The sequence below is a fragment of the Massilia genomosp. 1 genome, from assembly GCF_011682185.1.
In the GTDB taxonomy this organism is placed as follows: Bacteria; Pseudomonadota; Gammaproteobacteria; order Burkholderiales; family Burkholderiaceae_D; genus Telluria_A; species Telluria_A rubra.
The window spans coordinates 1-14,929 of the sequence record NZ_WHJF01000069.1 but is presented as its reverse complement, the minus strand read 5'-3'; the positions used below and the strand labels follow the sequence as shown (position 1 = coordinate 14,929).

Sequence of the window (14,929 nt, the reverse complement as noted above, 5' to 3'; positions counted from 1 at the left end):
GGTGGGGCGGCGCCGCTAGCGCATCGCCAGCGCCTGCCGCTTGGCCGGCGGCGGGAACGCCCGGTCCAGGTCCTCCAGGTCGAAGGCGCTGAGCAGCACATCGAGCGCGGCCCGGTTCGCGCGCACATGGGCTGGATCGGACGCCTTGGGAATGGCCACCACCCCGTCCTGCCGCAACAGCCACGCCAGCGCAATCTGCCCCGGCGTACACCCATGCCGCTGGGCCACCGCCAGCAGGGCGGGATGCGCCAGCAAGACCTGGCGTTGCGGCCCCGCCGACTCGAGCGGCGAATACGCCATCACCGGCATGCCCTGCTTGCGCGACCAGGGCAGCAAGTCCCACTCGATCCCGCGCTTGACCAGGTTGAACAACACCTGGTTCGCCGCGATCGCGCGCCCGTTCGGCAAGGCCTCGGCCTCGAGCATGTCGCCCAGGTCGAAATTGCTCACGCCAAAATCGAGGATCTTCCCTTCTTTCTTGAGCGCGCCCAAGGCGTCGAACGTCTCCGACAGCGGCACCGCCCCGCGCCAGTGCAGCAGGTAAAGATCGATGCGGTCGGTGTTCAAGCGCTGCAAGCTGCGCTCGCACGCCGCCCGCACGCCGCGCTTGTCGGCGTTGTGCGGATAGACCTTGCTGACGATAAACGCCTGCTCGCGTCGTCCGGCAATGGCCGCGCCCACCACTTGCTCGGCCCCGCCCTCGCCGTACATCTCGGCCGTGTCGATCAAGCCCATGCCCAGATCCATGCCCAACTGCAGCGCGCCGATCTCGGCCTGGCGTCGCGCCGGGTCTTCCCCCATGTTCCAGGTGCCTTGTCCGAGCGCGGGGAGGACGCTTCCGGACCGCATCGTCACAGTTTTCATGTCGCACCGTCCCATCGCTTGTTGCGTAAAAATCATTCTAGAGCAAAAAGCAGCAGCTGGCTTGAATGTAGCGGAGTCCGCCGGCGGCGCGGCAGCGGCGATACAACAGGAAGGGACAGCGTGCCCCGGCCAGGACGGCCGGGGCGAGAGGCAAAGCCGGTTACAGCTTGATGAAATGCTCGCGGTAGTAGCGCAGCTCTTCGATCGACTCCAGGATATCGGCCAGCGCCGTGTGCTTCTGGTGCTTCTTGAAACCGCTGACGATGTCCGGCTTCCAGCGCTTGCACAGCTCTTTCAGGGTCGACACGTCCAGGTTGCGGTAGTGGAAGAAGGCTTCCAGCTTCGGCATGCCGCGCACCATGAAGCGGCGGTCCTGGCAAATGGTGTTGCCGCACATGGGCGACTTGCCGGCGGGAACGTAGTTCTTCAGCCAGGCGATCAGCGCGCTTTCCGCTTCGGCTTCGGTCACGGTCGAGGCCTTGACCCGCTCGATCAGCCCGGAGCGCCCGTGGGTGCCCTTGTTCCACGCATCCATCTTGTCGAGCGTTTCGTCCGACTGGTGGATGGCGAACACCGGGCCTTCGCCCAGGATGTTCAGGTGCATGTCGGTGACGACGACGGCCACTTCGATGATGCGGTCGCTGTCCGGCTCGAGGCCGGTCATTTCCATGTCCACCCAAACCAGGTTGAACTCATTTGGGCGCGGCAACGCGGCCGGTGCTGCTAAATCAGTGGCATGTGACATAATTCTCTCTTGGCCTAAACAATCCTGCATTTTCTCACAGGCACAGAATGTCTTCACTCGCGTTTTCGATATTGTTCGTTTCTTTCTTCATTTTGAGCCTGCTGCTGCGCTTTTGGCTGTCCACCCGCCAGTTGCGCTGCGTGTCGGCCCACCGCGGCGCGGTGCCGGCCAGTTTTGCCGAAAAAATCCCGCTTGCGGCACACCAGAAGGCGGCCGACTACACCGCCGCCAAGATCCACTTCGGCCTGGTCAGCCTGCTGTTCAGCAGCGCCGTGCTCATTGGATTCACCCTGCTCGGCGGCCTGCAATGGCTGGCGCTGGCCCTGCTGCCGCATACCGGCAACGGGATCACGTTCCAGATCGCCCTGTTCATCGCCTTTGCCGCCGTCAGCGGCGTGCTCGACATGCCGTTCGACTACTACCGCCAGTTCGTGCTGGAAGAACGCTTCGGCTTCAACAAGATGAGCCTGGGCCTGTGGCTCGGCGACGCCCTCAAAAGCACGGGCCTGGGCCTGGTGCTCGGCCTGCCGCTGATCTGGGTGGTGTTGCAGCTGATGGAAAAAAGCGGCAACCTGTGGTGGCTGTACACCTGGCTGGTCTGGCTCGCCTTCCAGCTGGTCATGATGGTGATCGCCCCGACCTTGATCATGCCGCTGTTCAATAAATTCGAGCCCTTGAAGGACGAGAGCCTGCGCCAGCGCATCGAAGGCTTGATGGCGAGGGTCGACTTTGCCGCCAAGGGCCTGTTCGTGATGGATGGTTCCAAGCGGAGCGGCCACAGCAACGCCTTCTTCTACGGTTTCGGCGCCAACAAGCGCGTGGTGTTTTTCGACACCCTGGTCGCCAGCCTGAGCGGCCCCGAGATCGAAGCGGTGCTGGCGCATGAACTGGGCCACTTCAAGCTGCGCCACAACCTCAAGCGCATGATCGTCGGCTCGATCGTCTCACTGGCATTTTTGGCCCTGCTCGGCTACCTGAAAAACCAGGCCTGGTTCTACAGCGGCCTCGGTTTCGACCCGCTGCCGGGCGTGCCGAGCGACGCCGTGGCGCTGCTGCTGTTCATGCTGGTGCTGCCGGTGTTTACCTTCCTGTTCTCGCCGCTGACCTCGATCAGCTCGCGCAAGCACGAATTCGAAGCCGACGCCTTTGCCGCCACCCACACCGACGCGCGCGACCTGATTTCCGCGCTGGTCAAGATGTACGAAGAAAACGCCTCCACGCTCACGCCGGACCGCTTGCACTCGACCTTTTACGATTCGCATCCGCCGGCCAGCATCCGCATCCATCAACTTAATCTGGCGGTACGATGACCCTGCCCGCACAAACCTGCCGCGCCAACGCCGCTACCCTCGACGCCGACGCCATTGCCGCCCTGCTGCCGCAGGTGCCCGGCTGGCGCGTCGCCGACGGCAAGCTGGCGCGCAGCTTCCCATTCAAGAATTACTACGACACCATGACCTTCGTTAACGCGCTGGCCTGGATCAGCCACCATCAGGACCACCATCCGGAACTGACGGTCACCTACAAGGAGTGCGCAGTGCGCTACAACACCCATTCGGCCGGCGGCGCGCTGTCTGACAACGATTTTATCTGCGCGGCCAAGGCCGACGCGCTGTTCGGCCAGCGGGGCGGCGCATGAGCGGCGCCACCTTGCCAGCGCCGGCGGCGACCGGCCTGACCGGCATCATCATCGCCGCACACGGACGCCATTACCTGGCCGACGTGGGCGGACGCAAGCTGCAATGCGTCACGCGCGGCAAAAAGACGAATATCGCCGTGGGCGACGTGGTCAACCTCAAGATGACGTCGGAAGACCAGGCCGTGATCGAATCGATCACCGAGCGCAAGACCTTGCTGTACCGCTCCGACCAGTACAAGTCGAAACTGCTGGCGGCCAACCTGAGCCGCCTGTTCATCGTGGTGGCGACCGAACCCGGTTTTGCCGACGACCTCATTTCGCGCTCCCTGGTGGCGGCCGAAGCGGCCGGCATCGAGGCCCACCTGATCCTCAACAAGACCGACGTGGCCGACCTGCTGCCCAAGGCGCGCGAGCGGCTGCTGGCCTATACCTCGCTCGGCTACCCGCTGCACGAAGTGTCGGCGCGCGCCAATCCGGAGCACGCGGTGGCCACCCTGATGCCGCTGCTGGAGGGGGAATCGTCGATCTTCATCGGCCAGTCGGGCATGGGCAAGTCCTCGCTGATCAATTTACTGGTGCCGGACGCCGACATCGCCGTGCGCGAAATTTCAGCGGCGCTCGACACCGGCAAGCACACCACCACCTTTACGCGCCTGTATTGGCTGGGCGAGCATGCCTCGATCATCGATTCGCCGGGGTTCCAGGAGTTCGGGCTGTATCACCTGAGCGAAGGGATGCTGGAACGGGCGTTCGTGGAGTTCGGGCCATACCTGGGCGGTTGCAAGTTCTACAACTGCCGCCATCTGATCGAGCCGCAGTGCGCGATCTTGACGGCGGTGGCCGAAGGCAAAATCGCCAGATTCCGCCACACCTTGTACGGACAGCTGCTGCACGAGTCGGCGCAGACCTTGTACTGAGCGGCTGTAGTTAGCCCGAAGCCGTCGAGCCATCGTTCCGCTTGCCCCGTTGCTCCCTCTTGCTCGTCGTTCCCGCGCAGGCGGGAACGACAAAGTTGGCGCCTTTTCAGCATACAATGGCAACACCATCGTAAAGGGGTCCCGGCAATGGAGATGTTCACCGTCGATGTCAACGTTGCACAATGGGAGTCCGCGCTGCCCTCGCTGCGCGGCATGGAGCGCCTGCCGGTGCTGCTGCCGCTGGCCTGGCACCTGCGCCAGCGCGACCCGGCGCGCGCCCTCATGCTGGCCGGCGAAGCGCTCTCCCAACTGCCCCTGTCCGACCTGCCGCCGAGCGACTGCGCCAGCCTGGAGGCGCGCATGCACCTGCTGCACGCCGAATGCGAATGGCTCGACGGCGCGCTCGACCTGGCCGGCACCCATGCGCAGGAACTGCTGTCCCACTTCACGCTCCTGAACGACCATGCCGGCTGCGCCGACACCCACTGGCTGCTGGCCTGGATCGCGGTCGACCGCGGCGACCATGACGGCAGCGACGCCGCCTTCGCCGCGGCCGCCGCCAGCGCCCGCGCCGGCGGCGACGCCTTGCGCTGCGACCTGGCCGAAGCGGCCATCGCACGCTGGGCCGTGCTGCGCGACCCCGGCGTCGCCGTCGCCCGCTGGGGCCAGCGCTTCGACGCCGACAGCGCGCACCTGCACCCGTCCCTGGCCACCTGGGTCAGCGACTTCCACGGCCTGGCCGCCAGCCAGGCGGCGGACTTCGGCGCCGCCGCCAGCCACTACATGCGCTGCTACGAAACGGCCCTCGACACCGGCCAGGTGCGCGCCGCGATCACCGCCGCCACCAACATCGGCGAAGACTTCACCATCCTCAACGACCACCACTCGGCGCTCGAATGGGTCCAGTGCGCGCTCGAACTGGCGCGCCCCACCGGCTGGCCGCGCAGCGTCGGCGCCTGCCTGATGCACAGCGCCGACACCCTGCGCCGCCTCGGCCAGCTCGACGCCGCCCACGACATGCTGCAAGAAGCGCTGGTGATCCTCAAACCCCTGGAGAACGCGCGCAGCTACGCCATCGCCCTGCAATACCTGGGCGACCTCTCGCTCGACCAGGGCAACTACGACGGCGCGCTCGACGCCTTTGTCCGCCTGGCGGCGCGCGCCGAAGTGCTCGACCAGTCCGACTTTCGCAGCATCGCGCGGCGCGGCCAGGCGCATGCGCTCTCGCACCTGGGGCGCGCGCTTGATGCCATCGCGGTGGCCGCCGACGCCGCCGCCATGGCCGCCGCTCCCGGCTACGCCTACAACCAGATCGCCGCCCTGCGCGTGATGGCGCTGATCCACGCCCAGCACGCGCTGCCGGCGCCGGCCGGCATGGTCGAACCGAACCCGGTGCTGCACTACCTGCAGCAAGCCCTGTCGGTGGCCTCGACCATCGAGGGCTACACCGTACCGGGCGACCTGTACGACGCCATGGCGCGCGAATACGCGGCCACCGGCGACTACGCGCGCGCCTACGAGGTGGCGCTGGCGGCGTCGAGCTCGCGCGAGAAAACCCACAGCCAGGAAGCGACCAACCGCGCCATCGCCATGCAGGTGCATCACCAGACCGAACACGCGCGCAGCGAGGGTTACCACCATCGCGAGCTGGCCGAATCGGAAGCGCGCCGCGCCGAGGTGTTGCAGCGCACCAGCGCCACGCTCGAACGCCTGTCGGCCATCGGCCAGGAGATCACCGCCCACCTCGACGCCGCCGCCGTGTTCCAGGCGCTCGACCGCCATATCCACGGCCTGCTCACGGCCAGCACCTTCGCCATCTACCTGATCGACGCCGCCGGCACGGTGCTCAATCGCGCCTTTGGCGTCGAGCTCGGGCGCGAGCTCCCAAACCACGCGATTGCCCTGTCCAAGCGCGAAGCGTATTCGGTGCGCTGCCTCGACGAGCGGCGCGAAATCTACATCGAGCACTGGCCCGACGCCGAACACCGCAAGGTGGTGCCGGGCACGATGGTCAATATGAGCGCGCTGTTCGTGCCGCTGACGGTGGGCGAGCGCGCCATCGGCGTGATGACGGTGCAGGCGCCGCAGTCGCACGCCTACGGCGAGAACGAGCGCATGATTTTCCGCACCCTGTGCGCCTACGGGGCGATCGCGCTCGACAACGCCGAAGCCTACCGCCAGTTGCAGGATGCGCAGACGCAGCTGGTGTCGCAGGAAAAGCTGGCCGCCCTCGGCTCGCTCATGGCCGGGGTGGCGCACGAACTCAATACCCCGATCGGCAACAGCCTGCTGATCGCCAGCACCATGCAGGAAAAGACTGCCGAAATCGAAGCCCAGCTCAACGGCCCCGGCCTGCGCCGCTCGGAACTGGCCGCCTTCATCGCCGACTCGCAAAAAGCGTCGGCGCTGGTGCTGCGCGGGCTCACCAGCGCGGCCGACCTGGTCAACAGCTTCAAGCAGGTGGCGGTCGACCGCACCACCGAACAGCGCCGCTTCTTCAACCTGCAGCAGGTGTGCCACGAAATCATCGCCACCATGATGAACCGCATCCGCGCGGCCAACCACAGCATCGGGATGGATGTCTCGGACGCGATCGGGATGGACAGTTATCCGGGGCCGTTCGGCCAGGTGGTCACCAATTTCATCAACAACGCGCTGCTGCACGCGTTTGCGCCGGGCCACCGCGGCGTCATGCACCTGTCCGCCGCCATGCCGGTCGAGGGACGGGTGCTGATCGAGTTCCACGATAACGGCGGCGGCATCCCGCCCGAACACCTGGGGCGCATCTTCGATCCGTTTTTCACCACCAAGCTCGGGCAGGGCGGCAGCGGGCTGGGACTGTCGATCAGCTACAACATCGTGACCTCCCTGCTGGGCGGACAGATCACGGTGGTCAGCAGCGCGAAGGACGGCACCAGCTTCGTGCTCGACCTGCCGCTGACGGCGCCGGCGCACCCGGAATCGGACGTGCCGCCGATCTATTGAGGGGTAATCGGCCTTCACACGGCGGTGCGGCCGTCTTAAAGAGAGGAAATAGTTGCTTCGGGGATTGATTGACCCTATAGTTGCCGGATGAATAATCCGTATCAATCTCCCTCAAGCTCCACCATGGAGCCCGCCCGGCCGCCAGGCAAGCGACCGCTGTCGGCATGGCTGCTGATGCTGGTCCTGGTCGTGATCATGCTCGCCATCGCGTTCGGGGCGGTCAGCACCGTCTGGTACCTGATCGCCTTTCGCGGCTGGATGAACGTCCGCTTTCTGTTCGACCTGGCGATTCGCCTCGCCATGATCGGCTGTTGCGTCGGTGGGCTGGTCGGCATCGCGCGGCGGCGCGGCTGGGCGCGCTGGCTTGGTTTGGCCGCCATCGCCGCGCTCACGGTCATGATCATCCTCATGCCGGACACGGCGCAGTACGACAATGACGCCCAACGCAGCGGCGGCGCCTTTGGCCGCCTGATCCTGGGTCCATTGCTGATGGCCTTGTGGGGCTACCGCTTCGGCTTCTCGGCCAAGGCCAGAAGCTATTTCGGCAATGGACATGCATAATCCCTACCAATCGCCGGCAAGCGTGGCGGCGGATCTCCTCCAGCTGCCGGGCAAGCGTCCCCTCTCCATATGGCTGCTGCTGATCATTGTGGGCGCACTGACGATCATTTGTGCGGTCGCCACCGCGGGGATGGTCTGGCTCGAATACCCGTATGGCACCCGGCCGCGGATCAAGGTCGTGTTCGATGTCGGATGGCGCCTGGCCGCGGCCGCGACCGGGCTCGGTACGCTGCTTGGCATTGTCGGCCGACGGCAATGGGCTCGCTGGATCGCCGTGCTCGGCATGATCGCGCTGACCGCCTTGCAGTTCTCGGTTCCGGATACGGCGCAGTACGCCGACAATGCCGAACGATTCGGCGCTGTTATTGGCCGCAAGATCATAGGGCCGGCGCTGATGGCCTGGTGGATTTACGCGTTTGCGTTCTCGCGCAAGGCAAAACGCTATTTTGCGGCGCCGGCCAGCGCCGCCCTGGCCCCGAAGTAGTTGCCTCATGTATTGAACTTATAGTGAGTGACCGGATGCACAACCCCTACCATCCCCCGGACAGCGCCACGCCCGACGTCCCCGCCGACGTGCCCATGCGGCCGATCTCGGTCTGGCTGTTCCTGCTGATCATGTGGCCGACGACGCTCGCGCTCGCCATCGGCGCAATCCGCTTCAGCTGGCTCACGCTCGGCGCCATCCACTTCGCCTGGTTTTCCAGCCCTTTTCCCGCGAGCACGAGTTACCGCCTTCTGGGTGGCATCGCCTGGCGCCTCACCGTGTTGGCGCTGCTGTTCGCGACGGTGCTCGGCGCCACTGGCCGCCGCCAATGGGGTCGTTGGCTCGGCGTACTAGTCCTCGGCGCGATCGCGGTCGGGGTGTTTTTCGTACCGGAGACGACCCCCTACGCCAGCGAGGCCGAACGGGTCCGCACCTTCTTGCCCCCGGTCCTCCTGGTGTCGGCGCTGGCGGCGTGGTGGACCTACGCCTTTGGTTTTTCGCGCAAGGCAAGACGCTATTTCACCCGGTGAGCCGGGCCTGGCGCTGGAACACACGGAATCGGACGTGCCGGCGCTTTACTGAAGCGGCGCCGCATTTGCTTCAGGAACAGGAAGTAGTTGCTCCAGAGATTGATCGAATTTACAATGGCTGGATGAAAAATCCCTACCAATCGGCTGCAAGCTCCGCGCCGGAAGTCACCAGGCCGGCAAGGAAGCGCCCGCTTTCCGTCTGGTTACTTCTGCTCGTCTTGGGCGGGCTGATGACTTTTCATACGATCGTCACGATCAGTATCGCGGGGTTCATGGCTTCTCATCAGCCGCAGGAGCCCATCTTCCTCGTGGCAAACATCGCCGGCCGCCTGGGCATTCTGGCGCTCGGGGGTGGTATCCTGCTTGCCATCGTGCGCAGGCGGCAGTGGGCGCGCTGGCTCGGGGTACTCGTCATGGGTGTACTGACATTTGCACTGTTTTTCATACCGGATACGACGCAGTACGCGAATGATATTCAACGAAGCGCCGGTTTCGTGATCCGTACGATCCTGACTCCAGCGCTGATGGTTTGGTGGAGGTGCGCATTCGGCTTCTCGAGCAAGGCAAGACGCTATTTCGCGAATTGACAAGTGCGGACGGGGCGGGGACAAATTGGCTGCGTTGCGGCGGGGGAGTTTTCCGGGTTGCCCCCGGCAAATTTTCAAAACCCTTATAATTGATCCGCAACCCTACGCCAGGGCCCGGCCGCCTGCGGCTCACGCATTCAATCGTTGTGTCTATGCCTACAAATAAACCGATCAAGCATTTCCTCCAGTTTTCCGACTTCACGCTGGCCGAATTCGAGTACGTGATCGAGCGCGCCAAGATCATCAAGCGCAAGTTCAAGAACTACGAGGTCTACCATCCCCTGATCGACCGCACCCTGGTCATGGTGTTCGAGAAAAACTCGACCCGCACCCGCCTCTCGTTCGAAGCCGGCATGCACCAGCTGGGCGGCGCCGCCATCTACCTGAACACGCGCGACAGCCAGCTCGGCCGCGGCGAACCGGTCGAAGACGCCGGCCAGGTGATGAGCCGCATGTGCGACATCATCATGGTGCGCACCTTCGGCCAGGACATCATCGAGCGCTTCGCCGCCCATTCGCGCGTACCGGTGATTAACGGCCTGACCAACGAGCACCATCCATGCCAGGTGCTGGCCGATATCTTCACCTTCGTCGAACACCGCGGCTCGATCGCCGGCAAGATCGTCACCTGGGTGGGCGACGCCAACAACATGCTGTACTCCTGGCTGCAGGCGGCCGACGTGTTCGGCTTCCACCTGAACGTGGCCACGCCCAAAGGCTACGACATCGACCATTCCCTGGTGTCGACCACCCGCTTCACCGTCTTCGACAACCCGTCGGACGCGTGCCAGGGCGCGCACCTGGTCAACACCGATGTGTGGACCAGCATGGGCTACGAAAAGGAAAACGCGGCCCGCCTGGCGGCCTTCGACGGCTACATCGTCGACGGCGCCAAGATGGCGCGCGCCGCGCCCGACGCGCTCTTCATGCACTGCCTGCCGGCCCACCGCGGCGAGGAAGTCGCGGCCGAGGTCATCGACGGAGCGCAGTCGGTGGTCTGGGACGAGGCCGAAAACCGCCTGCACGTGCAGAAGGCGCTGATCGAATACCTGCTGCTCGGCCAGATCGAAGCGCAGTAAAAATACATATAACACCATCGTCAACCCAAGATTGGAATCTCCATGAGCGACATCAAAAAAGTAGTCCTCGCCTATTCGGGCGGCCTGGACACCTCGGTCATCCTGAAATGGCTGCAGGATAACTACAAGTGCGAAATCGTCACCTTCACCGCCGACCTGGGCCAGGGAGAAGAGCTCGAGCCGGCGCGCGCCAAGGCGATCAAGTTCGGCATCAAGCCCGAAAATATCTACATCGACGACGTGCGCGAAGAATTCGTGCGCGACTTCGTGTTCCCCATGTTCCGCGCCAACACCGTGTACGAAGGCGAATACCTGCTGGGCACCTCGATCGCCCGTCCCCTGATCGCCAAGCGCCTCATCGAGATCACGCGCGCCACCGGCGCCGACGCGATTTCGCACGGCGCCACCGGCAAGGGCAACGACCAGGTGCGCTTCGAACTGGGCGCGTACGCGCTCAAGCCGGATGTCAAGATCATCGCCCCGTGGCGCGAATGGGACTTGCTGTCGCGCGAAAAACTGCTCAAATACGCGGAAGACGCCGGCATCGCCGTCGACATGAAGCACAAGAACGGCGGCGCGCCCTACTCGATGGACGCCAACCTGCTGCACATCTCGTTCGAAGGCCGCCACCTGGAAAACCCGAGCGCCGAAGCCGAGGAAAGCATGTGGCGCTGGACCGTCAGCCCGGAAGCGGCGCCGGACCAGGCCGAATACCTCGACCTCGAATACGAAAAGGGCGACATCGTGGCCGTCAACGGCGTGCGCATGTCGCCGGCGACCGTGCTGACCGAACTCAATCGCCTGGGCGGCAAGCATGGCATCGGGCGCCTCGACCTGGTCGAGAACCGCTACGTCGGCATGAAGTCGCGCGGCTGCTACGAAACCCCGGGCGGCACCATCATGCTGCGCGGCCACCGCGCCATCGAATCGATCACCCTGGACCGCGAAGTGGCCCACCTGAAGGATGACCTGATGCCGCGCTACGCGTCGATGATCTACAACGGCTACTGGTGGGCGCCCGAGCGCGTCGCGCTGCAGACCCTGATCGACCACACCCAGCAAACGGTCAACGGCTGGGTTCGCATGAAGCTGTACAAGGGCAATGTGATCGTGGTCGCGCGCGATTCGAAGACCGATTCGCTGTTCGACATGAACATCGCCACCTTCGACGAAGATGGCGGCGCATACAACCAGGCCGACGCCGGCGGCTTCATCAAGCTCAACGCCTTGCGCATGCGCATCGCCGCAGTGGCGCGCGAGAAGCGCGGGCAATAAGGTTTTAGCAAGACCACCAACCCTTGCTCCGTCGTCCCCGCGCAGGCGGGGATCCATGGCACTTCCGATCCGGGGTGCTGTGGATCCCCGCCTTCGCGGGGACGACGTTTTTCGGTCGGAGGATTTGCTGACGACGAAAATGTACCGTGCCATCCCTCAACGATGTTACATTTATAGAGAACAACATCGTCCCCGGAGAGCCCCCCATGTTTACAGACCTGAGCATCAAGAACAAGCTGTTTCTGGGCTTCGGCGCCATCGTCGCCATCATCCTGTTCCTGCTGATCCTGGCCTACAACAATTTCTCCAAGATGTCAGAAGCGAGCCGCTGGGACCGCCATACCCTGGAAGTGCTGCTCGAAACCAACAAAATCGCCACCAGCGTGCTGGAAATCCAGGCCGAAACCCGTGGTTTCCTGCTGACAGGCGACGAACGCTTCCTGACGCCCGATATCAATGAGGAAAAATTTCTCATGGAAAACTTCCGGCGCGCCCTCCAGCTCACCGCCGACAATCCGGGCCAGCAGGCGCGCATCAAGACGCTCGATAACCTCACCGCACACTGGCTCAAGACCGTGATCCACCCGCTGATCGAACGGCGCCGCGCGCTGGGCAAGGCCAGCGACGGGGTCACCGAACAAGTCATCCGCTCGCCGGAACTGGCCAGCGGCTTCCAGTCCGTCAGCCAGGTGCGCAGCCTGATCGACCAGATAACCGACGAGGAAAACGCCTTGCTCAGCGCGCGCACGGCCGAATCGGCGCAACTGCAAAAAACCATGTCCCTGCTGCTCAGCGTGGGCGGCGTGCTGTGCGTGGCGCTGGCCTCGGTGGTGGCCTGGATGCTGGCGCGCGCGCTGCTCAATCCCCTCAACAACCTGACCGAAGCGGTCGGCAAGATCGCGGGCGGTCAGCAGTCGGCGCGCGCGGCCGTGGTCGCGCGCGATGAACTGGGCAAGGTCACCGAAGAATTCAACCGCATGGCGCAGTCGATCCAGGATGCCCAGACCAACGAGGCGGCCGCCACGCATGCGCTGCGCGCCAATGTCGACGCCCTGCTCGACGTGGTCTCCAAGGCCGCCATCGGCGACCTGACCGGCACCGTGACGATTACCGGCAGCGACGCCATCGGCCGCATGGGCGACGGCTTGAAAACCATGGTCGGCAACCTGCGCATCCTGCTCAACAACGTGCAAAAGGCCGGCATCCAGGTCACCACCTCGGCCACCGAAATCGCCGCCTCGGCCAAGCAGCAGGAAGCGACCGGTATCGAACAGGCCCAGACCAGCATCGAAATCCTCTCGACCACCAAGGAAATCTCGGCCAACACCACCCAACTGCTCAAAACCATGGAAGACGCCACCGCGGTGGCCGACTACACCACCAACGCCACCGCCGACGCCCAGCAAAACCTGAAACGCATGGACAGCACCATGCAGCACATGGTCTCGGCCACCGATTCGATCAACGCCAAGCTGGCCGCGCTGTCCGAAAAGGCCAGCAACATCAACAGTGTCTTGACCACCATCACCAAGGTGGCCGACCAGACCAACATCCTCTCGCTCAACGCCGCGATCGAAGCCGAAAAAGCCGGCGACGCCGGGCGCGGTTTCTCGGTGGTGGCCACCGAAATCCGGCGCCTGGCCGACCAGACCTCGGTGTCGACCTGGGACATCGAGCAGATGCTCAAGGAGATGCAGTCGGCGGTATCGGCCAGCGTGATGGGCATGGACAAGTTCTCCGAAGAGATCCGGCGCAGCGTGGGCGAAGTGCGCCAGGTGGGCGAACAGCTCTCGACCGTGATGGACCAGGTACAGAAGCTCGCGCCCCAGTTCGACCTGGTGCTGCAGGGGATGCAGTCGCAGGCGGTGGGCGCGTCGCAAATTTCCGACACCATGATGCAACTGAACGACGCCACCCAGCAGACGGTCGAATCGCTCAAGGCCACCAGCGAAGCGGTGCATCAGTTGCAGTACGCCGCCAGCGACCTGCAATCGTCGGTGGCCACCTTCTCGGTCAACGCCTGAGGAGCGGGTCGATGAAAGTGATGGTCTTTCACATCGGCGCCGACCGCTACGCCCTGCCCTTGTGGGCAGTGGCGCGGGTGGTGCCGGCCGCCGCCCTGAAAGCCATTCCGCTCGCTCCCGCCTGGGTGGCCGGCCTGCTCGACCTGCACGGCGAAGCGGTGCCGGTGATCGACCTGTCCAGCCTGGCCGGCGTGCCGCCCGCGCAGCTGTGGTACGACTCGCGCATCATCCTGGTCGATTACCCGGCCGGCGCCGGCGCCACGCGCCCGCTCGGCCTGCTGGCCGAACACGTGGTCGGCGTCGACAGCGTCGATGGCGCGGCCTTGCTCGATCCTGGCGTGGGCGGCGCGCCGTTTCTGGGCCAGGTCGCCGCCAGCGCCGCCGGCATGCTGCAACTGCTCAGCGTCGAGCAACTGCTCGCGCCCGACGTGCGCGCGCTGCTGTTCCAGGACGCGGGAGCGGCGTCATGAAGGCGCGCGACCTGCTCCAGCAAGTGACGGGACTGAACCTGACCGAGGCCGTGGTCGGGCGCGCCGTCGAACGGCGCATGCAGGCCATCCCGCTGGCCGACGCACGGGCCTACGAACGCCTGCTCGCCACCAGCGCGCAAGAATTGTCGGCCCTGACCGAACTGGTGGTGGTGCCCGAATCGTGGATGTTCCGCGACGCCGAAGCGTTTGTCGCGGCCACCGCCTTCATCGTGCGGCGCCTGGACGCCGGCGCCGTGCGCCCGCTGCGCATCCTGTCGGTGCCGTGCGCCGGCGGCGAAGAGCCGTACTCGATGGCCATGTCGCTGCAAAGCGCCGGCGTGGCCGGCGCCGACGTCGCGATCGACGCGGTCGACCTGTCCCAGGTGGCGCTGGCGCGCGCCCGCGCCGGCCGCTACACCCGCAACGCCTTTCGCGGCCGCCACCTCGATTTTCGCGATCGTTTCTTCACGGCGGTCGACGCCGAATTCCAGATCTGCGAAGAGATCCGCGGCCAGGTGGCGTTCGACCACGCCAACCTGCTCGATCCCGCCTTTTCCAGCCGGCCCGGCTATTACGACGTCATCTTTTGCCGCAACCTGCTGATCTACTTCGACGACCCCACCGTGGCCGCCGCCATCGCCAGCCTGGCGCGCCTGCTGGCCGACGACGGCATCCTGTTCGCCGGTTACGCCGAAGTGCCGGCGTTCTGCCGCAACGGCTTTGCGGCGCTGCGCGCGCCGGGTTCGTTCGCGCTCGAAAAAACCGGCGC

The 14,929-nt window shown here is 64.9% G+C and carries 15 protein-coding genes; 13 read left to right on the top strand and 2 right to left on the bottom strand.

Annotated elements, in window-relative coordinates:
- Window positions 1–15: 15 nt before the first annotated feature.
- Window positions 16–864 (bottom strand): aldo/keto reductase, encoded by an 849-nt coding sequence (locus F1735_RS22500; protein ID WP_167239009.1) that lies wholly within the window; start codon window positions 862–864, stop codon window positions 16–18.
- A 160-nt stretch (window positions 865–1,024) separates the two neighbouring features.
- Window positions 1,025–1,609 carry an oligoribonuclease gene (orn, locus tag F1735_RS22495; RefSeq protein ID WP_167239008.1) on the bottom strand — a complete coding sequence of 195 codons (585 nt, stop codon included), beginning with the start codon at window positions 1,607–1,609 and terminating at the stop codon, window positions 1,025–1,027.
- 47 nt (window positions 1,610–1,656) lie between these two features.
- Here orn and F1735_RS22490 point away from each other — a divergent pair, with 47 nt between their 5' ends.
- The 13 genes from F1735_RS22490 to F1735_RS22430 form a co-directional block, all read left to right on the top strand.
- The gene (locus F1735_RS22490) at window positions 1,657–2,919 is read left to right on the top strand and encodes a M48 family metallopeptidase (RefSeq protein WP_167239007.1); all 1,263 of its coding nucleotides are present in this window, start codon (window positions 1,657–1,659) and stop codon (window positions 2,917–2,919) included.
- On the top strand, window positions 2,916–3,248 hold the full coding sequence (locus tag F1735_RS22485; RefSeq protein WP_167239006.1) for a 4a-hydroxytetrahydrobiopterin dehydratase: 333 nt from the start codon (window positions 2,916–2,918) through the stop codon (window positions 3,246–3,248). The genes F1735_RS22490 and F1735_RS22485 overlap by 4 nt, the downstream gene beginning before the upstream one ends.
- The gene (rsgA, locus tag F1735_RS22480; protein WP_167239005.1) at window positions 3,245–4,165 is read left to right on the top strand and encodes a ribosome small subunit-dependent GTPase A; all 921 of its coding nucleotides are present in this window, start codon (window positions 3,245–3,247) and stop codon (window positions 4,163–4,165) included. Before F1735_RS22485 ends, rsgA begins: the two co-directional genes overlap by 4 nt.
- 147 nt (window positions 4,166–4,312) lie before the next feature.
- Entirely contained in the window at window positions 4,313–7,150 is a 2,838-nt protein-coding gene (locus F1735_RS22475) for an ATP-binding protein (RefSeq protein ID WP_167239004.1), read from the top strand.
- A 123-nt stretch (window positions 7,151–7,273) separates the two neighbouring features.
- Window positions 7,274–7,711 carry a hypothetical protein gene (locus F1735_RS22470; RefSeq protein WP_167239003.1) on the top strand — a complete coding sequence of 146 codons (438 nt, stop codon included), beginning with the start codon at window positions 7,274–7,276 and terminating at the stop codon, window positions 7,709–7,711.
- Window positions 7,704–8,195 carry a hypothetical protein gene (locus F1735_RS22465; protein WP_167239002.1) on the top strand — a complete coding sequence of 164 codons (492 nt, stop codon included), beginning with the start codon at window positions 7,704–7,706 and terminating at the stop codon, window positions 8,193–8,195. Before F1735_RS22470 ends, F1735_RS22465 begins: the two co-directional genes overlap by 8 nt.
- Window positions 8,196–8,230: 35 nt before the next feature.
- Entirely contained in the window at window positions 8,231–8,725 is a 495-nt protein-coding gene (locus tag F1735_RS22460) for a hypothetical protein (RefSeq protein ID WP_167239001.1), read from the top strand.
- Between the two features lie 65 nt (window positions 8,726–8,790).
- On the top strand, window positions 8,791–9,312 hold the full coding sequence (locus tag F1735_RS22455; RefSeq protein ID WP_222853056.1) for a hypothetical protein: 522 nt from the start codon (window positions 8,791–8,793) through the stop codon (window positions 9,310–9,312).
- Between the two features lie 152 nt (window positions 9,313–9,464).
- Window positions 9,465–10,391 carry an ornithine carbamoyltransferase gene (gene argF, locus F1735_RS22450; protein WP_167238999.1) on the top strand — a complete coding sequence of 309 codons (927 nt, stop codon included), beginning with the start codon at window positions 9,465–9,467 and terminating at the stop codon, window positions 10,389–10,391.
- 42 nt (window positions 10,392–10,433) lie between these two features.
- Window positions 10,434–11,666, top strand: coding sequence for an argininosuccinate synthase (locus F1735_RS22445; RefSeq protein WP_166887920.1), 1,233 nt, complete (start codon window positions 10,434–10,436; stop codon window positions 11,664–11,666).
- 206 nt (window positions 11,667–11,872) lie between these two features.
- Window positions 11,873–13,690 (top strand): methyl-accepting chemotaxis protein, encoded by a 1,818-nt coding sequence (locus F1735_RS22440; protein WP_167238998.1) that lies wholly within the window; start codon window positions 11,873–11,875, stop codon window positions 13,688–13,690.
- Between the two features lie 11 nt (window positions 13,691–13,701).
- On the top strand, window positions 13,702–14,160 hold the full coding sequence (locus tag F1735_RS22435) for a chemotaxis protein CheW (RefSeq protein ID WP_167238997.1): 459 nt from the start codon (window positions 13,702–13,704) through the stop codon (window positions 14,158–14,160).
- Window positions 14,157–14,929, top strand: a 773-nt coding sequence (locus tag F1735_RS22430) for a CheR family methyltransferase (RefSeq protein ID WP_167238996.1), incomplete at its 3' end; no start/stop codon positions are given. The genes F1735_RS22435 and F1735_RS22430, both read left to right, overlap by 4 nt.